At 40.7% G+C, this 25296-nt stretch carries 22 protein-coding genes and 1 tRNA gene; 15 read left to right on the top strand and 8 right to left on the bottom strand.

Going from position 1 to position 25296, the window contains the following annotated elements; genetic code table 11:
• The first annotated feature begins 48 nt into the window (after nucleotides 1-48).
• A complete protein-coding gene (locus tag DBR43_RS17265) occupies nucleotides 49-990 on the top strand; it encodes a hypothetical protein (protein ID WP_124583004.1) in 942 nt (313 codons plus the stop codon).
• Nucleotides 991-1243: 253 nt separating this feature from the next.
• Here DBR43_RS17265 and DBR43_RS17260 read toward each other — a convergent pair whose 3' ends face one another.
• Nucleotides 1244-1846 carry an FMN-dependent NADH-azoreductase gene (locus DBR43_RS17260; RefSeq protein ID WP_124583002.1) on the bottom strand — a complete coding sequence of 201 codons (603 nt, stop codon included), beginning with the start codon at nucleotides 1844-1846 and terminating at the stop codon, nucleotides 1244-1246.
• Between the two features lie 122 nt (nucleotides 1847-1968).
• Here DBR43_RS17260 and DBR43_RS17255 point away from each other — a divergent pair, with 122 nt between their 5' ends.
• Complete coding sequence (locus DBR43_RS17255) at nucleotides 1969-2346, top strand: winged helix-turn-helix transcriptional regulator (RefSeq protein ID WP_233603023.1); 378 nt, start codon at nucleotides 1969-1971, stop codon at nucleotides 2344-2346.
• Nucleotides 2347-2461: 115 nt separating this feature from the next.
• On the opposite strand, the gene DBR43_RS17250 is transcribed toward DBR43_RS17255, so the two are convergent.
• On the bottom strand, nucleotides 2462-3058 hold the full coding sequence (locus DBR43_RS17250; RefSeq protein WP_124583000.1) for a hypothetical protein: 597 nt from the start codon (nucleotides 3056-3058) through the stop codon (nucleotides 2462-2464).
• A 995-nt stretch (nucleotides 3059-4053) separates the two neighbouring features.
• Between DBR43_RS17250 and DBR43_RS17245 the strand changes: the two genes are divergently transcribed.
• The 3 genes from DBR43_RS17245 (at nucleotide 4054) to DBR43_RS17235 (ending at nucleotide 6795) form a co-directional block, all read left to right on the top strand.
• Complete coding sequence (locus DBR43_RS17245; RefSeq protein ID WP_233603022.1) at nucleotides 4054-5001, top strand: alpha/beta fold hydrolase; 948 nt, start codon at nucleotides 4054-4056, stop codon at nucleotides 4999-5001.
• A gap of 80 nt (nucleotides 5002-5081) precedes the next feature.
• Nucleotides 5082-5291, top strand: coding sequence for a transposase (locus DBR43_RS17240; RefSeq protein WP_233603021.1), 210 nt, complete (start codon nucleotides 5082-5084; stop codon nucleotides 5289-5291).
• Nucleotides 5292-5808: 517 nt separating this feature from the next.
• The gene (locus DBR43_RS17235; protein WP_199757075.1) at nucleotides 5809-6795 is read left to right on the top strand and encodes a YhcG family protein; all 987 of its coding nucleotides are present in this window, start codon (nucleotides 5809-5811) and stop codon (nucleotides 6793-6795) included.
• A 209-nt stretch (nucleotides 6796-7004) separates the two neighbouring features.
• On the opposite strand, the gene DBR43_RS17230 is transcribed toward DBR43_RS17235, so the two are convergent.
• The 3 genes from DBR43_RS17230 to DBR43_RS17220 form a co-directional block, all read right to left on the bottom strand.
• Nucleotides 7005-7895 carry a restriction endonuclease gene (locus DBR43_RS17230; protein WP_124582996.1) on the bottom strand — a complete coding sequence of 297 codons (891 nt, stop codon included), beginning with the start codon at nucleotides 7893-7895 and terminating at the stop codon, nucleotides 7005-7007.
• 239 nt (nucleotides 7896-8134) lie between these two features.
• Nucleotides 8135-8224: transfer RNA gene (locus tag DBR43_RS17225), tRNA-Ser, on the bottom strand.
• 154 nt (nucleotides 8225-8378) lie between these two features.
• Entirely contained in the window at nucleotides 8379-9323 is a 945-nt protein-coding gene (locus DBR43_RS17220) for a bifunctional helix-turn-helix transcriptional regulator/GNAT family N-acetyltransferase (RefSeq protein WP_124582994.1), read from the bottom strand.
• A 159-nt stretch (nucleotides 9324-9482) separates the two neighbouring features.
• Here DBR43_RS17220 and DBR43_RS17215 point away from each other — a divergent pair, with 159 nt between their 5' ends.
• On the top strand, nucleotides 9483-10172 hold the full coding sequence (locus DBR43_RS17215; protein WP_124582992.1) for a hypothetical protein: 690 nt from the start codon (nucleotides 9483-9485) through the stop codon (nucleotides 10170-10172).
• A 119-nt stretch (nucleotides 10173-10291) separates the two neighbouring features.
• Nucleotides 10292-10660, top strand: a complete 369-nt coding sequence (locus tag DBR43_RS17210) for a DoxX family protein (protein ID WP_124582990.1) — start codon at nucleotides 10292-10294, stop codon at nucleotides 10658-10660.
• A 57-nt stretch (nucleotides 10661-10717) separates the two neighbouring features.
• Here DBR43_RS17210 and DBR43_RS17205 read toward each other — a convergent pair whose 3' ends face one another.
• Both DBR43_RS17205 and DBR43_RS17200 read right to left on the bottom strand, forming a co-directional pair.
• Nucleotides 10718-10978: a hypothetical protein gene (locus DBR43_RS17205; RefSeq protein WP_124582987.1), complete on the bottom strand. Its 261-nt coding sequence runs from the start codon at nucleotides 10976-10978 to the stop codon at nucleotides 10718-10720.
• A 74-nt stretch (nucleotides 10979-11052) separates the two neighbouring features.
• Nucleotides 11053-11628 carry a hypothetical protein gene (locus DBR43_RS17200; RefSeq protein WP_124582986.1) on the bottom strand — a complete coding sequence of 192 codons (576 nt, stop codon included), beginning with the start codon at nucleotides 11626-11628 and terminating at the stop codon, nucleotides 11053-11055.
• Between the two features lie 212 nt (nucleotides 11629-11840).
• On the opposite strand from DBR43_RS17200, the gene DBR43_RS17195 reads away from it, so the two are divergent.
• From DBR43_RS17195 to DBR43_RS17170, 6 genes are all read left to right on the top strand, one after another.
• Nucleotides 11841-12563 (top strand): hypothetical protein, encoded by a 723-nt coding sequence (locus DBR43_RS17195; RefSeq protein ID WP_124582984.1) that lies wholly within the window; start codon nucleotides 11841-11843, stop codon nucleotides 12561-12563.
• 11 nt (nucleotides 12564-12574) lie between these two features.
• Complete coding sequence (locus DBR43_RS17190) at nucleotides 12575-13831, top strand: hypothetical protein (protein WP_124582982.1); 1257 nt, start codon at nucleotides 12575-12577, stop codon at nucleotides 13829-13831.
• Nucleotides 13832-13950: 119 nt separating this feature from the next.
• Nucleotides 13951-17106, top strand: coding sequence for a sugar-binding domain-containing protein (locus DBR43_RS17185; RefSeq protein WP_124582980.1), 3156 nt, complete (start codon nucleotides 13951-13953; stop codon nucleotides 17104-17106).
• Nucleotides 17107-17149: 43 nt separating this feature from the next.
• Nucleotides 17150-18478 (top strand): sugar porter family MFS transporter, encoded by a 1329-nt coding sequence (locus DBR43_RS17180; protein WP_124582978.1) that lies wholly within the window; start codon nucleotides 17150-17152, stop codon nucleotides 18476-18478.
• A 30-nt stretch (nucleotides 18479-18508) separates the two neighbouring features.
• Nucleotides 18509-21856 (top strand): DUF5107 domain-containing protein, encoded by a 3348-nt coding sequence (locus DBR43_RS17175; RefSeq protein WP_124582976.1) that lies wholly within the window; start codon nucleotides 18509-18511, stop codon nucleotides 21854-21856.
• Nucleotides 21853-22452 carry a hypothetical protein gene (locus DBR43_RS17170; protein ID WP_124582974.1) on the top strand — a complete coding sequence of 200 codons (600 nt, stop codon included), beginning with the start codon at nucleotides 21853-21855 and terminating at the stop codon, nucleotides 22450-22452. Before DBR43_RS17175 ends, DBR43_RS17170 begins: the two co-directional genes overlap by 4 nt.
• A gap of 56 nt (nucleotides 22453-22508) precedes the next feature.
• Here the strand turns inward: DBR43_RS17170 and DBR43_RS17165 are convergent, their stop codons facing one another.
• Nucleotides 22509-23357 carry a helix-turn-helix domain-containing protein gene (locus DBR43_RS17165; RefSeq protein ID WP_158622529.1) on the bottom strand — a complete coding sequence of 283 codons (849 nt, stop codon included), beginning with the start codon at nucleotides 23355-23357 and terminating at the stop codon, nucleotides 22509-22511.
• 155 nt (nucleotides 23358-23512) lie between these two features.
• Here DBR43_RS17165 and DBR43_RS17160 point away from each other — a divergent pair, with 155 nt between their 5' ends.
• A complete protein-coding gene (locus tag DBR43_RS17160; protein ID WP_199757074.1) occupies nucleotides 23513-24484 on the top strand; it encodes a polysaccharide deacetylase family protein in 972 nt (323 codons plus the stop codon).
• A gap of 4 nt (nucleotides 24485-24488) precedes the next feature.
• Nucleotides 24489-25274 carry an acetolactate decarboxylase gene (gene budA, locus DBR43_RS17155; protein WP_199757073.1) on the top strand — a complete coding sequence of 262 codons (786 nt, stop codon included), beginning with the start codon at nucleotides 24489-24491 and terminating at the stop codon, nucleotides 25272-25274.
• Nucleotides 25275-25296: the final 22 nt, after the last annotated feature.

Genomic DNA, 25296 nt, shown 5'->3' with positions numbered 1-25296 from the left:
GATCAACTGCTGGTCATTCTCTCACAACAATTAAGTTAATAATCATTTATGATGAATAGATTAATCCTTTTACCGGCTTTGTTGTCCCTGACATTAGCGCTGACACAATGCTCAAGAAAAAATATCGGTCCTTCAACTGCTCCAACTGCTGTGGTAGTTCCAGATCCCGCAGGTGCACCTCCTAAAACATGGAAGGAACATTGGTTTGATCATACTCAAGACCTTACCAGAGTGTTTTATGATGATGACCTTGCTGTTTATTATGATGGAGATGTAGACAAATCCATTACCTGGCCTTTTAAATATGTCGGAGATGTGTGGCGATACACGAAGAAAACCTATGGGGGGCATGGACCTGATACCAGATTGTATGCTGTGTTTCATACCAATAAATATAGCGGCGGACATCCCGATTATTATTTTAACTCGGCACATGACTTTAGAAATGTAATTGATTGCGGGCCAGGGCCATGGTTAACACAGGCAGGTAACATAGATGTTCCTACTCATGAGGTATTCCATATTGTCGAATCTGCTACTTTTGATACAAAAGGTTCACCTGGATTTGGTGCTTATCCAAATGGTATCTGGGGCGATAGTAAGTTTTCGGAAATCTATCAATATGATGTTTATCTTGGCTTAAAGATGCCAGAAGAAGCTCAAAGATGGTATGATAAAATAGTGAATGGAAAAGAAACTTTCCCTGCCGCAAATAGTTATTGGTTTAAAGACTGGTTGTTCCCCTGGTATAACAATTATGGAAAAACAAGGGTGCTGGTAGATTTCTTTAAATTGCTTGCAGATAATTTCCCTAAGGACAGCAATAACAAATATACAAGAAAGATGAATTGGGGTGAATACATTCACTTTTCCAGTGGCGCTGCCAGGACCGATTTAAAGGTAATGGCTACAACTGCTTTTGGCTGGAAAACCCAATGGGAAAATGAGCTTGTTAAAGCACGTCTGGATTTTCCCAGGGTTACTTATTAGTTGGATTTTTGAACCAATTTACTGATACCTGCCCAATATCAGTCTGATATTTGATTTTTTGTATTTAAAAACGGACCAGTTATTCAGAGATAGTTTACTTGCTCCACGAAGGAAACTTTCAGTGCAGACACAATATTTGCCATCAAAAGTTTTGTCAGTGGTCTAAAAACTAAATCTGATCACTGGATCCGTAAATACAATTGTGTTTCCTGAAACAGGAGTTTTACGGTTACCAGAGTGACCGTGTCAGATTTTAATCTACCCTTATGCTATTAATTGCTTTCTCCATTGCATGTTCTTTTACTTCAGGTACTTTGAGTCCTTCGGCGCGGAATATAGTCAGATCTGTCATGCCCAGAAACCCAAGAAAAGCTTTTAAATAAGGAGCAACAAAGTCGTTGGCTTTACCAGGACCTTGTGAATAAACACCACCGGACGACATTGCCACATAAATTTTTTTTCCAGTTACTTTTCCAACAGGACCATTTTCGCCATATCCAAAAGTTATTCCGGCCCTGGTAATATGATCAATCCAGGCCTTTAACACTGTGGGAATCGTAAAGTTGATCAGCGGCGCACCAATGACAATGATGTCTGCAGTCAATAATTGTTTAACCATCTCATCAGAAAGGCGAATAGTTTCTTTTTCTTCCGCTGTCAGCTGATCTCCGGGAATAAAAAATGTACGAAGCACAGCAGGGTTAAGGTGCGGAATGTCTATGTCGACCAGGTTTAATTCTTCCAATGTACTATCAGGATACTTGTCCTGAACTTTTTCGACAATAGCTTGCCCCAGCTTAATGCTGTACGACTCTTTACCTTGTATGCTTGATTTTAAATGAAGGATGTGTTTCATAATAATTTTACTTGTTTATAACCTTATCGATTAACAGCAAAAGTATGGTTGCCAGGTGATCAAAAGTCCTTACTTACCCAAAGGAAAGCGGTTACATTCAGGTAAGTGATTATATTTGCTTTATGAAAATGATTGTAAATGAGCAGCTTCCTGGCGTTGAGGAATGCGAAGGCTCGCTCAAAAACGTACTTGACGCGCTGTATGTCATTAATGGGAAATGGAAGCTGGCTGTGATCCTTTGCCTGGTACAATCATCAAAACGTTTTAACGAGATTCAGCATGAAGTCACCGGCATATCCTCCAAGGTATTGGCTAAAGAACTGAAAGATTTGGAATTGAATGACTTTATTACACGTAAGGTATATCCGACTACTCCTGTTAGTATTTTTTATGAGGCGACTGAGTATAGCGGAACGTTAAAAAGCGTGATCGCTGAATTAAGTGCCTGGGGTGAACAGCACAGGGAAAAAGTGAAGCAAAGCATGCGAAAACAATCTTGAGGACGAATATAAACGCCTTTGAAATGAGAAGTACCGGTAACAGCGCCGGGATGTCCAGGGCAAATAATCCGTTATAAAGCCAGGTATGAAAATGTGCAGGAAATTAAATATGATCCTAAAAAAGCCCCTTCAGCTCCTCGAGTATTTTTGCAACCCAGTCGTTAATTCTTAAAATCCGCTGATTAGGCTGTACTGTGTTATTTATGAGTTCATATTGCTCCTCAGTTAGAAAAACCAGGTAGTAACTTCCCTTGTCGAGGATATAAACCTTTTCTTTGGATTTATGGAGTTCCAATTCGGCATTGATCATTTCAGCAAACTGAACAATCGTTTCTCCCCACATGAGCGGACTTCCCTGCGCCATAAGATATTGACGACCGTTAACAACAATAGTATGGGTATTTCCAACATAACTGTCATCAGCGTAATTTAATTGAAGTCCTATCTTCTTTAAAAGTGGCTGCATTTCATTGATCAATGAAATCACGCCGTTTTCTTCGTATAATTCTTCTCCATCTCCAATATTGTAAAACCTCATATCAAAAGACTGATAGGGTGGGTTTTGGTTAAACGTTGTCAGAAAGCCCTCCTTATCCAGATTTATCCTTATGGAATCCTTCAGTAGATTTAATTGATGAGCTGGTGTGTAATCGAAATAACCAGTTTCCTGTAATTTCTCTATTAACTCTTCGGTACTTAATTTCTTGATCATTTTTGGTTGCTGGACAGTTTATTGGATAGTTTTTTGTTTGTCGTCCCGGGTATAATTACAACCACATAATGATGCCAAATAAAGAAAAAGCAGTATTGAGGGCTTAATTTGAGACATGACTTTGTTAAAAATTATAATACCAAGTTAATCTAATTTTAACAAAATTTCAATTGTAGAGGCCCAAATATAATCTGCAAATACAACCAAACCTGCACCGGATTTTTTTGTGCAAAGCCTTCAGCGTAGCCCCCGAATCACTTACTGGTTTTATGGAAATTTTAATATTCGATGAAAACAAAAAAGCCTGAAATCTTATGATTCCAGGCTTTTTGTATGGCTTTGATCACCATTTAGCGGAGAGTGGGGGAACTGTACCCACGGTTAAAATCCCGCTTTAAAGTATTGTATCTAGGGGTAGAGATTGGTGACTCACCGAATCACTCACCGATCTTAGTATCTTTTATAGCTGCAAATGCTGTATAATAAATTTAGGTGTAAATATTTTAAAACAAAAATCTTCTCCAACATGATAGGTCGCAGAAATTTTATGCCCAGAAAGTTTGTCTTTTGGACATAATCCATTAAAAACTAATAAAGTGTTTTCCTAAAAAAAAATAACTTTAATCATTATGGGAAGACCAAAAAAAACAATCCCCGAAAATTTTATCAAGAATGTACGTCGCAGTACCCGAAGAATCTTCACTGCAGAATAGAAATTTTGATCGTGATGCAAGCGCTACGTGCAGAGAATTCTATCGCCGAGATCTGTCGTAAGCACAGTATTAACTTAATACAAATTTACAGAAATTTTTATTAAGTGGTAGCAATGAAAGCGCAAGAACTAAGAGCAGGAGTAATCGCAGTATTTTTTATAAATTTGTATGATCTTATAATTGGCATAGGTTGACCGAAAACACTGGCATCAACATTCCGAAATGCCCAAGTGATTAAATATTGAAGCTGTAATCTTGCAAAATAATACCGAAATTAAAAAAATGGATAAAAACCGTCCTTCGCTCATAATGAGAATATCAAAAATATTTTTAAAAACAATCATAGGAACTGTAGCCATAATCGCTATCCTACTCATCACGACATTCCTGATTCATCAAGTCAATTCAAGCATCGAAGCTGATAAAATTGAAGATTATGGTCAAAAAATAAAAATTTTTGACGGTACAATGAATATTACAATAGATGGCCATGATCCGGACACGGTTGTGTTACTCACCGGATTTGGAACGGCAAGCCCAAGATTAGATTTTGAACCATTAATCAGAGAATTAGACAAAAAGTATACAGTGATCACGATTGAACCTTTTGGTTATGGATTGAGTAGTGAAACAAATCGTGAACGCAGTTTGAATAATATGTCGGAAGAAATCCATGAAGTTGTGAAACAATTAAATCTTAATCGTTTTATATTAATGGGGCATTCCATTGCTGGACTTTACAGCTTAGCATACATTAACAATTATCCAGGTAAAGCAATCGCATTTGTAGGTATTGATACCAGTGTGCCAACACAACCTTGGCCGGGTTATAATTCGGCACCTATGGATTTTTTAGCCAAAGTAGGTGTAATGCGTGCATTTTTAAAATTTTTTGGAAATGAAAAACCTAAAGAAGAATCAGAAGTACACCGTTTTGAACAAGAACACATGATTACGATGAAAGTAACCGGAAACAATACTTTGCACAGAGAAGCAACTTCATTAAGTAATAGTTTTAAAGATGCTCAAAAATTATCTTTCCCGAAGGATTTACCGGTTTTATTATTTGCAGACGAAAACTCAGCTGTCAAAGGCTGGACAGAACTGCATCAAGCGCAAGCCAACAGCGTGGATAAGGGAAAACTAATCTTATTGCCTGGTTCTCATTATCTACATCATACACAATCTAAACGAATTGTAGCAGAACTTGAGTCTTTTTTAGGAAAATAAAATAATTGATCCCGTCGTAGCGCTTCCTTGTTGAAGCGTATAATAACAGCAATTAAATGTGTATAACATTCACTACTTGGATGATCTCGGTAAATCACACGAAGAAAAAAGTTCACAGTGATCAAGGTGACATGGCTATTCAGGTCCCCAGGGATCGAGATGGTTCTTTCAACCCAATTATTGTTCCCAAACAACATAACATGATTGACGGGGTTGAAAAAGTAATCGTATCGCTGCATGCAAAAGCTATGAGTGTGTCTGATATTGAAAACATGATGCGCGATGTTTAGTATACCTTATCGTTTGGATGGTTGTATATCAAATAGATATACGAAATTCGGTGAGTCATTTCAATTTCCAAAACTACTCACCGAATCGCTCAGCTACAGGATGGGAAACGGGGCATGTTTTGGGTACCTCTAAAATGCAAAAAGCCTGCTATCGTATGATTTGCAGGCTTTTTATATGGCTTTGATCACCATTTAGCGGAGAGTGGGGGAACTGTACCCACGGTTAAAATCCCGCTTTAATATGGTGTCGAAGAGGTTTGTGATTATTGACTCACCGAATCACTCACCGATCTTGTTTCTTTTGTAGCTGCAAATGCTATACTTAAATTTAAGTGTTTTTTATTAAAATCTATGTTTTAAATTGATATTTACTAACATATTTGTCCTTTATATCGGCACGTCCTGGTAATCCTGTGAACCGTTGACTGTTGTCCTGTTATGCTTAATGTGATATTCAGGATTTTAGCTGCATTATATGTATTTTTGGTCAATACCATTTGTTGCTAATAAACTTAATATGTTGGAAAAACAATTTGCTCAAGTGATTGATCTCATCAAGGAGTCTCGATTTAATGCATTGAAATCTGTTAATACTGAATTAATTGATCTTTATTGGAAAATTGGAAAGTATATTAGTAAAAAGATTGAGGACTCTGATTGGGGCCAGTCAGTTGTGGATCAACTGGCTGAATACTTGCAGCGCAGCGAGCCAGATCTAAAAGGTTTTTCAAATAAGAATCTTTGGCGAATGAGACAGTTTTATGATGTTTATAAGGCATCTCCAAAACTCTCACCACTGGTGAGAGAAATTAGTTGGACAAATAATCTTATCATATTTTCCCGAGCTAAAACTGAAGAAGAAAAAGAATTCTATCTAAAACTATGTATTCAGGAGAGGTATGGTAAACGCGAATTAGAAAGGCAAGTAAGCACTAGTTTTTACGAAAGAGTGATGATAGGTAAAGCAAATCTCTCACCAGCGGTGAGAGAAATTAATGTTGATTTGGCTAGCAGTTTTAAGGATAGTTATGTTTTTGAGTTTTTACATTTGCCAGAACCGCATAATGAAAGTGATTTACAGAGGGGGTTGATTCAGCAGATGAAAATTTTTATTCTCGAGTTAGGGAAGGATTTTATCTTTATAGACGAAGAATATAAAGTGATGGTTGGAAGTAGCGATTTTTATATTGATTTATTATTTTTCCATAGAGGATTACAATGTCTGGTTGCATTTGAGTTAAAAGCGGATAAGTTTAAGCCTGAGCATTTAGGCCAGTTAAATTTTTATCTGGAAGCACTTGATAGAGATGTGAAAAAACAAAATGAAAAGCCAAGTATAGGCATTTTACTATGCAAGGATAAAGATAGTGAGGTAGTCGAATACGCGTTAAGCCGAAGTCTTTCTCCTACGATGGTCGCTGAATATAAAACCCAATTGCCAGATAAAAAAATATTGCAAAGAAAGTTGCATGAATTGTTTGATGAGGGTAATGGATTAATGTAATTGACTTAATTAAAGCTGGCAAAGGTTTATTTAATGACTGCTTAAGAACTCAATTGTTTCGACAGTTGCATTCGAGCTGGACTAATCCTTCTAAGAATACTTGTGTCCCTGCATTGTTCTGTTTTATTAAAAAATGTAAAAATTTGAACCTTAACTATGATAACAGATTGTAAATATGAATCTAAGTGGGGGCTTGCAAGCAACGATAATTACAGACTGTTTCTATGACATTCACATCCATAATAAAACAATCTTCCGGAATTATCTTGACTAATGAGTTCTTTAATCAAATCAATATCAAAATTTTCACGCTGCTTAAATTTTAAGGCATCATAAAACTTCTCTGCATTTAATAGTTCAATCGGGAGTGCTATATTGGAATATTGATCAGCTGCTTTAACAGCACCCGGTTGAAAATCTGAGGTAGTTACAAATATTCCTTTTTTATAACCTGCTAGTATCAATGCGCCCGCAAAAGATCGAATTTGTTCTACTTTTATTTTGTTTCGATAGCGTTTTACTTGTATCCCAATAAAGTCTTCATTAGAATCTCCAAGTATAACATCTATTCCGCTGTCGTGCGTATAGCCCGTTACAAGAACATCTTGTCCCACAGATTTGAAAACATTTGCAACTACATCTTCAAATACTTTGGGGTTGATCTTGAATCTATCCTCATATTTCGCCACAAGGTAACTTGAAACTTCTTTTAAAGGTAAATCAATATCTTTTAAATTGAGATTTTTAAGAACACTACAATAACCGAAAAAGATGTCCCAAATCTGCCATGTTTTTGCACAAATGCAAATGTCTTTTACTAGTCTCCACCATCCGCAGGTAGGGCAATAATTAACATAAATTTCAAATTCTTTTGAGTCTAGATCAAGATTAAGGTAGCAGTCTTCCAGGTTATGTAACTCTTTATAGCTATCAGAGGTTTTTTTGTGAATTTCCAATATTTCATCATTACTAATTTGCCACATATCTCCTACAACCTCGAAAGCCTCAAGATTACTTTTGCAATAAGGACAAAATAATTGATATGGATTGTTACTTATCTCGCGCGGATCAGTCAATTGATCAAATATCAATACCGACATCTCAATGGGTGTTTAGAATGTAAAATTAGCATTTTGATTATTAGAAGTCAAGATAGATTACTAATATGTTTATCATTAATTGGATAATCTCTATTTTGTAGGTGTCTTTAAAAGCAACTACAAATAATTACTTTATCATTTGTCAGCTATATCGAAATTGATGACAATTGTGGCTTTGGTATTGAAACAAAAAAGCCTGAAATCTTACGATTCCAGGCTTTTTGTAGGTTTTGATACCTTGGCGGAGAGTGGGGGATTCGAACCCGCGGACCCTTTGACAAGTCAACAGTTTTCAAGACTGCCGCAATCGACCACTCTGCCAACTCTCCGGCGCAAAAGTACAAATCCTAATTGGTTTTCCAAATAAAGATTGAAATATTTTCAAATTTTTTGTAAAACCGCCTTTTTTTAGCCTTTAAGGGCAAAAAATAACCTGTTTTTCTTTTGCGATGATCTTCTTTTTAGTGATTTTCCAGGTTGATTTTAAAAGCTGAGCTCCATTTGGATGTTACATCGTTCATACGGAGAAGGAATTCCTGTGATTTTTTTAAAGCCAAGCTTGTGATAAAGGTTGATTGCCGGTTTCAAAATGGTATTACTTTCCAGGTATAATCTATTGGCTCCTTCTTCTTTTGCTTTCTGAATTAAGGCATTGCCTAACATAAAGCCAATTCCTTTTCCTTTTGCCTCATCTGATACCGCCATCTTGGCCAGTTCAAAGGTATTGTTGTCCATTTTGATCAACGAGCAGGTGCCTATAGGGTTTCCCTGGTACAGGGCAATGAAGATAAAGCCTCCTTTATCCAGGATATACTCTTTAGGATGGTCCAGCGACTTAAAATCGGCCTCTTCCATTTTGAAATAGGTGGTGATCCAATCCTGATTCAGCTTTTTAAACGCCTGCTGATAACTCTCATTGTAAGGTACGATCTCTACGGCCTTGCTTTCTCTTAATTTCTTTTCTTCTTCCACTCTCTTTAACATGCTCTTCTGACCGAGTAAAAACTCCCATTCTTCAATGGCCTTCCAGAGGTTGTACTGGCTTTCTCCAAGCATATTTTCAACCGCAGAATTTACATCCTCAAACTGGATTTTGGCACTTTCTTTAATTGCGAGTCCTTTGGCCGTAAGTTTCACGAAGTTTTTACGTGCGTCGTCTTTACCCGGACTTTCTTTTGCTATCTTTTGTTTCACCATTTCTTTGACAATGGTGCTTACGGAGGGATGGGAGTGACCGATCTCCTGTGCGATTTGTGTGATGGACTTTTCAGCTCCGCCCGAAAGTGCATAAACAACAGGAAACCATTTTGCCTGCAGCTCTATCCCGTATAGTGCGTAAATTTCACCTGCCTGATCCATCATCAATTCGCTTAATCTGCGGAGGCGACTTCCAATCGCCATCTTCCCAACGGTATTATAAATGTTCATCTGTATACTTAATTACGTAATCAATTACGTAAATGTAGTTATAGTTTTTAATAATCAAATAGCAGGTCTGATTTTTTGACAATTCTCCGCTTTTATGATCTGGGAATTGCTTTGGCGGTCAGGCCAAAATGTTTAGTTTTGAAGGCAAAGTAATCCCCCATGAATTCAAGAGAAATTTTTTTAGCTGCATGTAGTAAGATCAGTGAGGAACTCGCTGATTTTGGATTTAAGGCTAGTCAGCAATGCCAGAGTTTAAAAAAGAAATCAGCTGATAAAGACATCACTTTTGAAATCTATTTCCAGTCCAGCTCCTTAAACAGTCCCGGTTTCGTGAAGTTGTTACCACATCTTCTTATTTCGTCAAAGCGATTAAAGAAATGGCTGATGGAACAAAACAATGGCGAATATGAGAATGCAATGATTTATGGAGAACAGTTGGGATATATTACTCATTTTCAGGAATGGAAATCATGGAATGTTTCCGGAAATATCCAGGAAACAGCAGTTGCAGAAGTCATTGAGACGATAAAAACGTATGCGTTGCCTATTTTTGACTTGTTTGAAAACACACAAAAAGCCATACCATTTTTAGCGGCTAACGGAACGAAGTTCAACCCTTATGCGAATAAACACCTGAGTCCGCTGGCTTTCATGCTTTGTCTTGGAAAAAAAGAAGAAGCACAAGCGTTTTTCCTTAATTATCTTGCTGATACCGGTGGAAAGAGCGCAATTCTGAAGCTTTATAAAGAGTTAGAAGGAGGGAAGCCGATTAATTTAATGTTTTCTGAATTCTCAGATGCAGTTTCTGTGAAACTGGCCTATCTAAATGGCCTCAAAACAAGCAAATAGACGCATCAGCACCTTGTTGTCTGATTTGCCCCCTGAATATGTCGTTTTTACACTAGTCCAAAGCCGGAATTCGAACCTAATTTTGAAACGGTAAATGAACCTTAAACAAACCAATCAAAATGAAAAAGAATAAAATAATTTATTGGATTACAACTACCCTGATTTTTCTGTTCGAAGGAGTGATGCCTGCATTAACTTCTCAAACAGAACTTGCGAAAGAAGGAATCAGACACCTTGGGTATCCTGAGTATTTCGGAGTGATGCTCGTGGTCTTTAAAGTGCTGGGCTCATTGGCCCTGATCATCCCAAAAACACCTAAACGTATAAAGGAGTGGGCTTATGCGGGATTTGGCTTTGACTTTATTGCTGCCAGTGTAAGTCATTTTGCAGTAGATGGCTTCGGCTTTAATGGCTTCTTTCCGTTAATTGTGATGGCAATTTTAGCCGTATCCTACATCTGCTATCATAAGATCAGCGATGCACTTTAACAGGCTTAGATCTGAGAATTTTATTCCGGTACAACCTCAATTGTACCGGAATTTTTATTATTTACCGCCTTTGCTTTCTTTTAAATTTTCAAGGTAGGTTTCTAAAATACTTTTTAAGTAAAGTTCAGGTTTTGGCATCGTAATGATTGCTCCTGGTTCTTTATCCTGAGATTGCTTAATGTAATTGGCTTTTATCTTTCCCCAGTCCAGAGAATAGAGCTGAATAAAGGTGTCAACGAATTGTTTGTCTGTATAGTCTTTTGGAAGCTTACTTAGCACAACTTCAATTTTCTCTTCTTTTCTATGTAATACTGCCATATTGATGTTTTTTTCTTTCCAAAGCTACGAACTAATTTGATTTACACCTTATTATTCCAATTGTTTTCCTGCATTCAATTGTTTTCTGTTAATTCTTCCAGGTCGGCGATAATCCCCTTTATTTTTTTGGTTTCAAAATGCTCAATATAGGCTGCTCTTGATTTAAATTTAGCATCTGGATTTTGCTCATAATATTCAATCGCCTTTAAGATTTTTTTATTTTTCCGCTTGTCTTTCTGTTTGTTTTTAAGATAGGTTTTGGTTTCATTCCTGTCAGACCCAAATAAAAGCTCAATGTCTACATACACCTGGAGATCTGTTCCGGCGCCAAATTTGGCCTCATAAAGCGCATAGATGTCTTCTGCTTCCATATGCTTGTATAACATAAACGCGCAAAGGTCTACGGTATAAACTGGTGTGTTTATTTCAGCGGCTTTTAATTCTTCGCTTAACAGCCATTTGATTAAAGGCTTATCCACCGGACTGTAATTTTCATACAAAGCTAAAATCAGGTCTTTTCTCTTCCAGTAGTTCAAATCAAAAATTTCATAATAACCGGTTTTACCATTATGAACAAACCTGAAGTTTTCCAAAGCACATTCATCTTTTGTTAGCCTGTACTGGGCGATAATTTCTTTTAATTCTTGCATCGTGGTTTAAACTGGCCCAAAATTACACACCAAAAGATGATGTGATTAATAACAAATATAATTATTTAGTAAATATGAACCTTAAATGTTATTTTCGTTAAAAAAGAAAACTGCGATCGTTTTGCTTTCCAATTCTGCTGCTGAACTAGATGGTGTTGCCAGCGAAGCTTTGGAAAAGATCTTAAACTAAAACAATTAAAACCTGCATAAATATGAGTACCCAAGTAACAATTAATGTTTACCTGCAGGCATTGGGAGGGAAGTTTCTCGGACCTCATGCCTACCAGACGGATAATATTGACATCACACTTAGCTATTCGGAAGGAGTTGTTCAGCTGCCTTACCAACTGGGGAGCAATACGGACGATGGCAATATTGGCGCTTCCTTTACGCCAGGAAGTAGCAGCTGTATGCCTATCCTGCAAATGAATGACAGCGACACACCGATTGTTAACTATTTAACGACAGATGCAAATACCATTTATGGAAGTGCTGCAATCCTGATCAGTGGAGAAGAAACGGCGAACTTAACCGCCATTATCCCCAGGCCGGACGGGCAAACATTAACCATTTCCCAGAGTATCGTGCTTAGTCCTTTGCAGGATTTGTATGAGTTCACCCTGACTGTACCTGGTCTGCTGCTCTTACCAGATCCACAATCTGGATTATTAGCTGTCTTTGTAGAAATGATGTGCGGATGCAAAATTACGCAGGGAACACCTAAGTCTTTTTGGCCTCATGAGGATTTTGAGGTATGGGCTGTACTTACTCTGACAAATGAGGAGGCGCTCCAGGTTCCGCTGCAATTCGATCTTGAAAGTAATAACTCTCTTTTTACCGCGCCTATAGCTCCCGGTCAGCAAGCAGAAATTGTGCAGTTAACTTACTATGCAAAACAGAAAAGTACCGGAAATTATGCCTTCGTGGCGGGTTAAATTATACGTTCATGGTTAAATTTTGTATCACGCTTTTTATCTGCGCTTTCATTTGCGGGCAATGCCTTGCAAATATTGACCATATCAATATAGATAAAATAAGTACGGAGGCCGCACAAGTCAGGCATTTCAATTTTATTAAAGATCATAAAAGGTATTACGATCGCTGGGCACAGAACTGGACTCATGATCAGCCAAAAACAAACCTCATCGCAGGGCTCAAAGAAGCCTATGCCTCATTTTCTGCGATACCAGAACAAAATACAGAACTGCAGTTATTGCTGGGTGATATCTCACATTACCTGTATAATATGGATGTGTCTGAGTCATTTCAACTGGCAGTAAAAAACTATGAGCTGGCCATTAAAAGCAGCCCTGGGGATGTTAGGGGATATTGGTTTTTAGGTTACCATTTTGGGCTTTCTAACCTGATTCCAAAGGCAATTGATCAGTTTGCTTTGGCTCAAAAAATGCTATTGGGTGTTCATGCGGGCGGGTTTTGGAATGATTATGCGTATATTTCCACCATAGCAGGTATGCCATCCACAACGGTATTTGCCATGAAAAAGGCAAAGCTTGCTTTCGGCAAACCGGGAGCATTTGAAGCTGAATTTGGTCCGCAAACACTCGCACATTTTACAACTGTTCTACCAGATCAGCAGTATAAAAACGTAGAAATCTGGAAGGCATTGAAAGGAGATATGGTAAGTTTCATTTCACGGCCATTAGGAGTTAAATTGTTGCTGGACAGTACCTGGAGAGTTGATATCCCTGATTATAAAAACCGGCAGGGCGTATTTGTGATCACACCCCCAACGGTAAAGAATAAAAACGGGAAAGACATTGGTTATACCATGTTGCTGATGGGGAAAGTTGCAGGAGAGGGCGAGCAGCTCAGTGGCTACGTAGAAAAGTTGGTTGGCAAATATCCTACGAGGCAAAAAATCAGTTTTTCCAACAAATACGATCAAATGATCGCTTACGAAATCAAAGACAAAAATCTGTATCCGCATCTTGGTGGCGGTCACCTTTACACTGTTGGAATCGAGAGAGACAGTCCGGAAGATCCTGGTTTATTACTCGAACAACCTTTAGTTGTACCGGTAAAAGCAACCGGGCAAATGACCTATGCCCGTGCCAATCAAAGCCAGAATAGATTTCCAGGTAAGATCTTCTATGTTTTTCTGTTAGACAGCTGTGAGGATATCCATGAACAATCATTGGAAACCTTCCGGTCTTTCCTGGAAAAACAACTCATTATAGAATAAGCTGATTCATAAAATAGTCCATCATTACCAAGGTAATATCCATTCCTAATCACTCCAGTTCATTTAAGTTTGTACTTGATCAATTGATCTGTTTTAATTTTAGTTTAAAAGTACAATTTATGAGATTTTTCAGCACCTTTTTTCTTTTCATATTGCTGGGGCAGTTAGCCTTGGCGCAGGAACATCTTTCACTTGCCGGTTCCTGGAATTTTCAGCTCGATCCTGCTGGAAACGGAGAAAAAGAGCGCTGGTATCAGCATCAGCTTAAAGATAATATCGCGCTTCCCGGCTCTACCGATGAGGGTAAAAAGGGAACCAAAACCGAAGGGGCCGACTATGGTATTTTATCAAGAGCCTACAAGTATGTTGGAAAGGCATGGTATAGCAAAGAAATCAATATCCCTGCAAGCTGGAAGGGAAAAGAGGTAGAATTGTTTCTGGAAAGGGTGATGTGGGAATCGAAAGTATGGGTTGATGGGAAGCCTTTAACCAGCAGGGATGCACTAGCGGTGCCGCACCTGCACTCACTTGGTAAATTAAAGCCAGGTAAACATACTTTAGTATTACGGATTGACAACGGAATGATCTATAATATTGGCGACAAAGGACATGTATATACAGAATATACCCAAAGTATTTGGAACGGTGTGGCGGGGAAGATCGAGTTGCGGGCAAAGGCGGCTACAAAGTTAACAGACCTGCAGGTTTTTCCTGATGTGGCGAAGAAAACGCTGGAATTGAAACTTAAGATTGAAAATCCTGCAGCGATGAAGGTGCTGTATACCATTCTGGATTTGCAGACGAACAAAAAGGTGTTAAGCAAAACACTCACCTTGTCTGCTACAGAAAGCCAAACGCATCTTTTACAGCTAAATTTTCCACTCAAGCTCTGGGATGAGTTTTCACCCAACCGCTACCGTATAATCACCGAACTACAAAATAAAAACAAAACAGAAGTCGACTTTGGCTTTCGCAGCATCAGCCATTCTGCCTCCAAAGTCCTGATCAATAATTCCCCGGTATTTATGCGTGGAAACCTGGACTGTGTTCATTTTCCACTTACAGGATACCCTTCCTGTGATGTAAATGAATGGGAAAGAATCTTTAAAATCTATAAATCCTATGGCCTCAACCATGTTCGCTTTCATTCCTGGTGTCCTCCGGAGGCTGCTTTTGAAGCGGCAGACAAACTGGGGATTTATATTCAGGCAGAAACGATCTGGATCGACTGGTGGATGACAGATCCGCCTAAAGACCGTCCGGATATGCTGACCCAGGGATTGCCGAAAGGGCTGGGTAAAAATCCTTCAGCAGACAAGTTCGTGCAGGACGAAATGCAGCGTATGCTGGATGCCTATGGAAACCATCCTTCTTTTACCATGCTTTGTATTGGTAACGAGTTGGGGAATTCTGATTTCGATGTGATGCAGGAATGGATCAAAAAGCTGAAAGCAACAGACAACAGAAGGCTGTATGCGGTTTCCACGGCGAGAAAAATTATGCCGGTAGATGATTTTTCTGCGACGCATAATATTCCAAATGTGGGCGGTACTTACGGATTGAAGGGCGCAGGCTCAGATTACGATCTGGAGAAGAATTATTCGAAAAGTAATATTCCTATCCTTGCCCATGAAGTAGGTCAGTTTCCAATATATCCTTTATGGTCTGAAATTGATAAATATACCGGAGTGCTCAAGGCACGGAACCTGGAGGTTTGTAAGGCCTCGGCTGTTGCCAACGGTTTAGAAAAGCAGGACGAAGTTTTTCATAAGTCCAGTGGCGCCCTGCAAAGGGTTTTATACAAGAGTTTAATTGAGAATTTTTACCGTACACCTTCCTGTGCAGGTTTTCAAATGTTGAGCATGCAGGATTATCAGGGGCAGGGAGAAGCCCTGGTGGGTTGGCTGGATGTCTTTTATGATGATAAAGGGACCACTTCCCCGGAGTATTTTAAGCAATATAACAATGCAGTGGTTCCCCTGGCGAGGATTAAAAAGTTCGTTTGGGAAAGTAAAGAAACATTTAACGCTTCCCTGGAACTGGCAAATTATGGCAGCGCCGACCTGACCAACAACCTGAAATGGGAAATCAGAACGGAAAACAACAGGGTCCTGGGAACCGGAATATTCGAATCTGCGGCTGTTAAAAGAGGAGAAGTAAAGCAAATCGGAACGATAAATGTAGCTTTAGAGAAGGTGGAGAAGGCGACTAAAGCCAGGTTGTTACTGAGTTTGCCCGGAACAAGCTACCGCAATGAATGGGATTTGTGGATCTATCCTGAACATGCTGCCGAAGTTTCTTCTGCTCAGGTGATAGAAACTGATGTGCTAGATGAAAAAACAATGGGTGCACTGCAAAATGGAAAAACAGTAGTGCTCTATGCTGCAAAGCTGGGCAATACAGACAGCTTCAGACCCGTATTTTTTAACCCTTTATTTTGGTCTAATGTGTTTTTCCCTGGTCAGGAAAACACCACATTAGGCGCTTATATCAACGATAAACATCCGGTATACCGCGACTTTCCTACAGACTCCTGGACCGATTGGCAATGGGAATCTATCAGTAGAGGAGGCCGCTCCTTTAAGCTGGCCGGATGGCCGGAAGGCATCATGCCTATGGCACAGCCGATCAGTGATTTTCATCTTAATGAAAAGCTGGGCGCCTTGCTGGAATGTAAAGTTGGAAAAGGAAAACTGCTGATTTGTGGGTATGATGTTCAGGCGGCTAAAAATCCGGTAGCAAAGCAATTCAGGTATAGCCTGTTGAATTATGTCCAAACAAATGATTTTAATCCAGATACAGAAGTAGATCCCGCAGTGCTGAAAAAGAGCTTTCCGCTGATCAAACAGGCTGAAAGCAAGATCCCTGTTCCGGCAGCTTTTGCAGACGCGTTGTTGTATGCCAAAGCAACGGAAATTACGGCGTTATTAAAGCGTAATACCAAATATGAACTGCGTGGAACAGAAGGCATCTGGACCTGGGATAATAAAGCGGCCTGGTATGGTAAGAAAATGGACCTGGAGATCAATCCTCCTCAAGGGGTAATCGGGGAATTGTTTATTCATTTCGCCGATTGGAACAATGAAGGCCGGGATGCTAAAATCTGGATTGAAGGCCGGGAATTCACTACCGGTAAGCTGGACAAAGAAGGGAAATGGGTAAAGCTGTTCGTCATGAGGGAAGATACCAATGATGGAAAAGTGAAGGTTCGTATCGAATCTCTTGCAGGAAGCAATGCCATGATCGATGAACTGGTATTTGTGGAAAGTAAATAATTAATATAAGTTCAAATTTGATATCGCTAACCTAAACCAACAAATGCCACATTTTAAAACTTCGTACCTGTTATCCATCTCTTTCATCTCTGCATTGGGAGGATATCTCTTTGGATTTGACTTCGCCGTTATTTCGGGAGCATTGCCCTTTTTACGTGATCAGTTTGGTCTGAACGAATACTGGGAAGGTTTTGCGACCGGCTCATTGGCCCTGGGTGCGATCATCGGCTGCTTAACTGCAGGCCGGGTGGCCGATAAATATGGCCGCAGGCCGGGATTATTTCTTGCAGCCCTTATTTTTGGCATTTCTTCACTGGCCATGGCTTTTGCTTCTGGTCTTGGTGTTTTCATTACTGCACGTTTTGTGGCTGGAATAGGAGTGGGCATGGCCTCCCTGTTGTCGCCGATGTATATCGCAGAAGTATCTCCTGCCCAATACCGCGGAAGAATGGTGAGCATCAATCAGCTGACCATTGTACTTGGAATCCTGATCACCAATCTGATCAATTATTCCCTCAGAAATAGCGGCCCTGATGCCTGGAGGTGGATGTTTGGCCTGGGCGCAGTTCCCTCTGCCTTATTTATTATGGGCGTCATCTGGTTGCCGGAAAGCCCGAGATGGTTGCTCAAGGCGGGAAAGGAACAAAAAGGGCTGGATGTTTTAAAGAAAATCGGCGGAGAAGATTTTTCAAATAGTTCGATGGAACTGATTAAGCTTTCTTTGACGGGAAATCAAAAGATCAGTTATAAAGCGGTATTTGAAAAAGCGGTGTTTCCGGCAGTAATGATTGGGATTGTTCTGGCTGTTTTTCAACAGTTCTGCGGCATCAATGTCGTCTTCAATTACCCATCTAATATTTTTGCGAGTATTGGCGCGTCAAAAGACGACCAGTTGCTGCAAACGGTGTTCATAGGAGGCGTAAACTTGTTTTTTACCATACTTGCCATGTTTCTGGTGGACAAGATCGGGAGGCGGCCGCTGATGTTGTTTGGAGCTGCTGCACTGGCCATATTATATGTGGTGATCGCGCAGTTGCTTGCCGTTCATTCTGCTTTGGTAGGCCTGTTTCTGCTGGCGGCAATCGGAACTTATGCCATTTCCCTGGGTCCGGTAACCTGGGTGTTGATTTCGGAGATCTTTCCAAATCATGTGAGGGGAGCGGCCTCGTCCATTGCAGTATTGTGCTTATGGGCAGCCTATTTTATCCTCACTTTTACCTTTCCGGTACTGGCAAAATGGATTGGAATGCACAATACCTTTTACCTCTATTCAGGGCTCTGTATGCTGGGTTTTCTTTTTATCAGGGCAAAGGTCAGGGAGACCAAAGGAAAGACACTGGAAGAACTGGAATCGGTGTTTACACCTCATTAATCAATAACGTACCTATCAAGAAGCAATATTATGGAAGTAAAAGCATGGATGGAGAAAGTCATCATTCCCACTTACGAAACAGGTAAAGCCGAGAAGAATCCGATTTTTCTGGATAAGCGGGTTTATCAGGGGAGTACAGGAGCGGTGTATCCAAATCCTGTAATCGAAAAGATCTCCGACGAAAAGACCGATAAGGAATATACAGCCGTATATATAGAAAATGAATTTCTGAAAATCATGGTGCTTCCTGAACTGGGCGGCAGGATCCAAAGGGCTTTTGATAAAGTTCGAAACCGTGATTTTATCTATTATAACCAGGTGATCAAACCCGCTTTGGTTGGCTTAACCGGACCATGGATTTCCGGAGGTATTGAGTTTAACTGGCCGCAACACCATCGCCCAAGTACTTTTGATGGGGTAGATTTTACGATAGAGGAACATGCTGATGGCAGCAAAACGATCTGGGTAAATGAACTGGAGCTGATGACCCGGACGAAGGGAATGGCTGGTTTCACCTTGTATCCCGATAAGGCATATCTGGAGGTAAAAGGCAAAATATATAACCGTACCCCTTTTCCGCAAACCTTCCTGTGGTGGGCAAATCCAGCGGTAAAGGTGAACGACCATTATCAGTCTGTTTTCCCACCGGATGTATATGCGGTTTTTGACCATGGCAAAAGAGATGTTTCTGATTTCCCGATCGCCACAGGGACTTATTATAAAAAGGATTATGCGCCTGGAACGGATATCTCCTGTTACAAAAACATTCCGGTCCCTACTTCTTACATGGCGATCCGCTCTGACTATAATTTTATTGGTGGCTATGAACATGATACCGAAGCAGGAATGCTGCATGTAGCGAATCACCATATTGCACCGGGAAAGAAACAATGGACCTGGGGAAATAGTGATTTCGGACAATCCTGGGATAGAAATCTGACCGATGAGGACGGGCCGTACATAGAACTGATGACGGGCGTATTTACGGACAATCAACCTGATTTCTCCTGGTTACAGCCAAATGAGGAAAAGACATTTGAACAGTATTTCATGCCTTATGCAAAAGTCGGAGCCGTTAAAAATGCCAGTAAAGAGGCGATGCTGAACGTGGAAATCAATCAAAACACTGTAGATATAAAAGTCTATGCAACATCGGCATATCCTTCTGCAGTAATTAAGTTATTTCTAAATGAAGTGCTTGCTGATACCAGTGTTTTTGACCTTTCTCCTTCTTCAATATTCGAGAAAAGCATTTCGCTAAATACAACCGTAAGGCAGGAGAGTATCAGTGTGCGCGTGGAAAGTGCAGACCATAAGCTCCTGATCAGTTATGAGCAGGAAGAGACGGTTCCCAAAGCAATCCCCCCGGCGGCAACAGCGGCAAAAGATCCTGCAGACATCGTTTCTATAGAAGAGTTATACCTGAATGGCTTACATATTGAGCAATATCGCCATGCCACTTATGTGGCGACAGATTATTATCTGGAAGCCATAAAGCGGGAGCCGTCTGATGTCCGCTGCAATAATGCAATGGGTTTATGGTACATGAGACGCGGACAATTTGCCAAAGCCGAGCCCTTTTTCCGCAGGGCGATAAAGACTTTGACACTCAGGAACCCAAATCCTTACGATGGGGAGCCTTATTATAACCTGGGCTGGTCTTTAAAGATGCAGGGGAAATCTGATGAGGCTTATGAAGCGATTTATAAATCTACCTGGAATGCCGCATGGCAGGATGCCGGATTTTTTGCACTGGCAAGGATCGCCTCAGAAAAAGGAGATTTTGAAGATGCCTTATACCTGCTGGATAAATCGCTGTCACGTAATGGACAGGCCCATTCGGTACGTCACCTTAAAACAGCCATCCTCCATAAAATGAACAGGCCGGAAGAGGCGCTGTCTTTTATTGAAGCATCTTTGTCGATTGATCCTTTCAATTTCGGATGTCTGTATGAAAGGTCTGTCATACAGCTGGAAGCAGGAGCGCTAAGTGCTTCGGAGCGTTCTGCAGCCCATTTTGTACAGCAGATGAGGCAGGATGTACACAACTATATAGAATGTGCACTGGACTATAGCCATGCCGGATTATTTGAGGAGGCGATTGCCCTGCTGACTGTTTACATCAGGGAGGAGCAAGGAGCAGTATATCCGATGGTGTATTACTATATGGCCTGGTGTTGCCTGCAACAGGGTGATCAGGAGCGCGCAAAGGGATATCTCGGAGAAGGACAGCAGGCGATCCCTGATTTCTGTTTTCCGCACCGGATTGAAGATGTACAGGTATTGTTATCAGCCATTGCATTGAATCCCAATGATGCCAAAGCCCATTATTATCTGGGGAACTTTTGGTTTGGCAGGCAGCAATTCCCTGAAGCAATAGCCTGCTGGGAAAAATCTGTTGCCTCAGATCCTGCTTTTCCAACAGCACACCGTAACCTTTCACTGGCTTATCAGAATCAGCTAAAGGATTCAGACCGGGCACTGGTGGAATTGGAAAAGGCTTTCAGCCTGGATGTAAAGGATGCCAGGGTATTTATGGAACTCGATCAGCTGTATAAAAAGCTGGGATATCAGCCGGAACGCCGCCTGGAAATGTTTGAAAAGTATCCGGAGCTGGTGGATTACCGTGATGACCTATACCTGGAAAAAGTCACTTTATGTAATCAGTTGAGCCGTTTTCAAGAAGCAAAAACGCTTCTTTCAGGAAGGCAGTTTCATCCCTGGGAAGGGGGAGAAGGAAAGGTGGTAGGACAATACCTGCTTTGCCACACCAGCCTGGCTAAAAAGGCGTTGATTGATGGCGAATATCAAGCTGCACTGGAGCTGCTTTCGGCTACGGAACAATATCCGCATAACCTTGGCGAAGGCAAGCTGTACGGCGCACAGGAAAACGACATTCATTACCTGCAAGGCTGCATTTATGAACAGATGAATTTGGGCGTTCAGGCAAAAGAGACGTTTTTGATGGCTACGAAAGGCCCGACTGAACCCGTACAGGCCATATTTTATAATGATCCCCAGCCGGATCAGATTTTCTATCAGGGCCTGGCCTGGTTAAAGCTCAATGAGGCCGGTAAGGCAAAGGAAATCTTCGAACGTTTTATTCAGTTCGGTAAACAACACCTGAATGATGAAATCAGGATCGATTACTTTGCGGTTTCTCTTCCGGATTTACTGGTGTTTGATCAGGACCTTGACCTAAAAAATTACATCCATTGCAGTTATCTGATTGGTTTGGGGTATCTTGGTCTTGGAAGTTTTGAGGAAGCCAAAAATGCATTTGCTGAAGTGCTGAAAATGGATGCAAATCATCAGGGGGCCGCTACTCACCTTCAGCTCTTTCCACTTTTAACATTAAAAATAAATTTATCTATATGAAACAGTTTCCTTTAATCGCTTTTTCTGTCGCCAGTATGTTCCTTTTTAGCTGTCAGTCTGCAACAAAAGATAACACAGCCGTAGAAACAAAGGATTCGCTGGCTACGACAACCGCAGCAAAAGATTCTTCGGGAGTTAACAGCTATAACGAAAACACTGTTAAACTTGTAAAACTCAAACTGACGACAATGCTAAGTGACGATTTATCCAAAAATGTCGTTTCGGAAGCCAGCAGGAAGTTTATTCTTTTTGAATATGACCTGAATGAGGATGGTAATAAAGAAATTTTTGTGGGACTAACCGGACCATATTTCTGTGGTTCGGGTGGCTGTACTTTTCTGTTGCTCGATCATGAAGGTCAGCAAATCACTAAATTTACAGTTACAGATTTTCCCGTACTTGTTGCCGGAACCAAAACAAATGGCTGGAAAGACCTGATCCTGAGCAGTGGCGGAAAGAACCACCTGATGAAATTTAATGGGAAGACCTATCCTTCAAATCCAACAGTTCAACCCGTTTTCGAGGGAGTTCCGGGCAATGATTTACCAAAATTTCCAGGTACCGTGAATGGCGGTTTTCCATGGGTTAGCTTCTAATGCCAAACCCATATTAAAACATTATACCTATAAAAAACAATGGGGACCGTTGCGCATCAAAGCACTTGTCGCGCAAACTTAGGGCTCATTCCCATGTGTTTTTTATAGGTTTTATTGAAATGACTTGCATCCGTAAAACCTAATCTGGACGCAATTTCATTAATGTTATGACGGCCATTCTTGAGCAATTGTTCGGCTGCTTTCAGTTTGGTCTGGACAATGTGCTGCTGTATCGAAGCATTGCTGTGTTTTTTGATATAGATACTGATGTAATTGGGCGACATGGCAAACTTTTCTGCAATATTCTCGATGCGCATCTTCTCTGCATCCATGGTGTGCAGCCTGATGTAACTGAGGATTTGATTTAGCTTGTCGAGCTCAGTATTACTTGGGCATTGATGTCCATATTGAGCGGTAGAATGGCTTCTCGCAACCATCATCATGATCGCTCCAAAAAGTTCGAGGACAACTTCCCTGCTATAGGCACAGGTCTTTTCGAACTCGATCAGCAGAATTTGTAATAGGTGTGAAAGGTGTTTTTTATCCTGCAGATCAGTAACCAGACTTCCGTTTACCGATGCCGGATTTTGTAATAAAGTCTTGATGACTTCCATCCATTTGGCTGTTTTTCCGCCTTCCAGTTTCTCTATAAAAAGTTGCTCCGTAAATTTCACGAAGATGAAATGGGTGTTTTCAGCGATCTCAAAATAATGCGCATCTTCAGGCCTCAGCAAGAAAACATCCCCTGCAGTATAGGCGTAAGACTTATCGTTTAAAACATGGTTCCCATTACCTTTTTCTATAGATATGAATTCATAAAAGTTATGGTTGTGCGTTGGAAATGTCCATTCGTCAAGTGTTAACCGAAAGACATTTAAAGAATGATAGCCATTGAAACGTTTCATATTCATTGATTAATTGTTACAAAAATACAATGAATTTTTACCATTTTGTTCCTGCTTGTCAAAATATCTTTGTACGAAATAATCATCTGTCAAATGAAACAACCATTGGCGCATTGATCAGACCGATTTATTGTATTTAAAAAAACTGACAAGAAATGAAAAGAACATTAACAACATTCGTAGCCCTGATTACAGGTGTCATGATCATGGCCTCCTGGACCGTGTTCCCCAAAAAAAATGAAAGCGCTGCAAATCCTGAAACGATCAAATCCCATTGGCCGAACGGAGCGCAGCTGGTGATATCTGTGTCTATGCAATTTGAAACCGGTGGTCAGCCTGAAGGCGCTGAAAGTCCTTTTTCAGGGAATCCATTACCTAAAGGAAATCCTGACCTGGCTGCCGAAAGCTGGTATCGCTATGGTGCCACCGAAGGCATCTACCGCATGCTCGATCTTTGGAAAAAGTACGACATCAAGGTGACTTCACATATGGTCGGGGCAGCAGCAGTCAGGTATCCTGAAGTGGCAAAAGCAATTGCTTCCGGAGGACATGAGGTGGCTGCACATGGCATGTCCTGGGACAACCAGTGGAACAAAAATTATGCGGATGAATTACAATTTGTAAAACAGGGGGTAGATGCTGTAGCAGCCATTACCGGGCAAAAAGCAGTAGGGTACAATGCCAATTGGTTGCGCCGTAGTCCCAACACTTTGAAAGTGCTGCAGGAACTAGGCTTTTTATATCACATCGATGACCTCAGCAGGGACGAACCTTTTCTTACCAAGGTGAATGGTAAGAATTTCGTAGTGATGCCTTATACCCTTCGCAACAATGACATTGTGAACATTGCAGGCAATCACTGGACTCCGGAAATGTTTCTTTCTCAATTGAAAATGGAGTTTGATCAGCTGTATGCAGAAGGAGCTGTAAAAAGACGAATGATGAGCATTAGTTTTCACGACCGCATTGGTGGAACGCCAGCTGTAGTCAAAGCAATGGAAGACTTTATTAAATATGCCAAAGAGAAATCCGGAGTCGTATTTATGCGTAAAGATGAGATCGCTAAAATGGTGATGAACGACCCAAACACGCCTGTTGATAACGCTGAAGCTCAGTATAATAAATAAACCTATGACACGTAAATTCACATTTCCATTTTTCTGTAGCGTTTTAATGCTATCTGTTGGTCAGCTTGTTAATGGTCAGGTTGTTGAGGATAGGCCCATTTTTCACTACTCTGTAATGGATGCCATGCGAAATGGCGTTTATACCGGGGCACTTCGGATTGATGCGCTTGCCGCTCAGGGTAATTTTGGCTTGGGAACCTATAACCAGCTCGATGGAGAAATGGTTGCGCTTGACGGTGTTTTTTACCGTGTAGCGCCTGATGGTCTGGTAAGCAAGGCTGAAGACCAGCGGAAAGTTCCATTTGCTTCAGTAGCTTTTTTTAAAGCTGATCAGGTTTTCGAACTGAATAACGTTAAAAATATAGAAATGCTTCAGCAGGAAATCATGCGCAGGCTCCCTTCCAGAAACAAACCTTACCTGATACGGATAGAAACCGTTTTTAAGGAACTGAACGTTGGTGGTGCCAATAAATTAGCGGAAAAGGATACCACCGGTCTGGCGGAGCTGATGAAATCCAGGCCGCTTTATAAAAGACAAAATATTGCCGGTACTGTCGTCGGCTTTTATCATCCCTCTTATGCTTCGGGAATTGATTTGTCTCCTTTCCATTTCCACTTCATTTCCGACGATAAGTCCTATGGCGGGCATCTTGTTTCAGGGGAATTCTCTGGGGCGAAGATTAAAGTCAGCATAGATGAAAAACCCGGCTATCAGGTTATTTTGCCTCCTGACAATGACCTGTTTAACAGGCCCTGGTCTACACCAGAGCAGGTAAAAAGCTCTTATTAATCAGGACCAGGGAAAATACATC

This window comes from Pedobacter sp. KBW06 (genome assembly GCF_003852525.1).
Lineage (GTDB): Bacteria > Bacteroidota > Bacteroidia > Sphingobacteriales > Sphingobacteriaceae > Pedobacter.
This window is presented reverse-complemented; position numbering and strand designations above follow the sequence as displayed.

Excerpts from the sequence above, each read along its gene's own strand:
- DBR43_RS17240 (WP_233603021.1), top strand. The coding sequence starts at position 5,082 with ATGATCTCGGTAAATCACACGAAGAAAAAAGTTCACAGTGATCAAGGT.
- DBR43_RS17200 (WP_124582986.1), bottom strand. The coding sequence starts at position 11,628 with ATGCAAGAATTAAAAGAAATTATCGCCCAGTACAGGCTAACAAAAGAT.
- DBR43_RS17245 (WP_233603022.1), top strand. The coding sequence starts at position 4,054 with ATGGATAAAAACCGTCCTTCGCTCATAATGAGAATATCAAAAATATTT.
- DBR43_RS17195 (WP_124582984.1), top strand. The coding sequence starts at position 11,841 with ATGAGTACCCAAGTAACAATTAATGTTTACCTGCAGGCATTGGGAGGG.
- budA (WP_199757073.1), top strand. The coding sequence starts at position 24,489 with ATGACACGTAAATTCACATTTCCATTTTTCTGTAGCGTTTTAATGCTA.
- DBR43_RS17220 (WP_124582994.1), bottom strand. The coding sequence starts at position 9,323 with ATGAACATTTATAATACCGTTGGGAAGATGGCGATTGGAAGTCGCCTC.
- DBR43_RS17205 (WP_124582987.1), bottom strand. The coding sequence starts at position 10,978 with ATGGCAGTATTACATAGAAAAGAAGAGAAAATTGAAGTTGTGCTAAGT.
- DBR43_RS17215 (WP_124582992.1), top strand. The coding sequence starts at position 9,483 with ATGAATTCAAGAGAAATTTTTTTAGCTGCATGTAGTAAGATCAGTGAG.
- DBR43_RS17175 (WP_124582976.1), top strand. The coding sequence starts at position 18,509 with ATGGAAGTAAAAGCATGGATGGAGAAAGTCATCATTCCCACTTACGAA.
- DBR43_RS17160 (WP_199757074.1), top strand. The coding sequence starts at position 23,513 with ATGAAAAGAACATTAACAACATTCGTAGCCCTGATTACAGGTGTCATG.
- DBR43_RS17235 (WP_199757075.1), top strand. The coding sequence starts at position 5,809 with ATGTTGGAAAAACAATTTGCTCAAGTGATTGATCTCATCAAGGAGTCT.
- DBR43_RS17265 (WP_124583004.1), top strand. The coding sequence starts at position 49 with ATGATGAATAGATTAATCCTTTTACCGGCTTTGTTGTCCCTGACATTA.
- DBR43_RS17260 (WP_124583002.1), bottom strand. The coding sequence starts at position 1,846 with ATGAAACACATCCTTCATTTAAAATCAAGCATACAAGGTAAAGAGTCG.
- DBR43_RS17165 (WP_158622529.1), bottom strand. The coding sequence starts at position 23,357 with ATGAAACGTTTCAATGGCTATCATTCTTTAAATGTCTTTCGGTTAACA.
- DBR43_RS17180 (WP_124582978.1), top strand. The coding sequence starts at position 17,150 with ATGCCACATTTTAAAACTTCGTACCTGTTATCCATCTCTTTCATCTCT.
- DBR43_RS17230 (WP_124582996.1), bottom strand. The coding sequence starts at position 7,895 with ATGTCGGTATTGATATTTGATCAATTGACTGATCCGCGCGAGATAAGT.
- DBR43_RS17255 (WP_233603023.1), top strand. The coding sequence starts at position 1,969 with ATGAAAATGATTGTAAATGAGCAGCTTCCTGGCGTTGAGGAATGCGAA.
- DBR43_RS17170 (WP_124582974.1), top strand. The coding sequence starts at position 21,853 with ATGAAACAGTTTCCTTTAATCGCTTTTTCTGTCGCCAGTATGTTCCTT.
- DBR43_RS17190 (WP_124582982.1), top strand. The coding sequence starts at position 12,575 with ATGGTTAAATTTTGTATCACGCTTTTTATCTGCGCTTTCATTTGCGGG.
- DBR43_RS17185 (WP_124582980.1), top strand. The coding sequence starts at position 13,951 with ATGAGATTTTTCAGCACCTTTTTTCTTTTCATATTGCTGGGGCAGTTA.
- DBR43_RS17250 (WP_124583000.1), bottom strand. The coding sequence starts at position 3,058 with ATGATCAAGAAATTAAGTACCGAAGAGTTAATAGAGAAATTACAGGAA.
- DBR43_RS17210 (WP_124582990.1), top strand. The coding sequence starts at position 10,292 with ATGAAAAAGAATAAAATAATTTATTGGATTACAACTACCCTGATTTTT.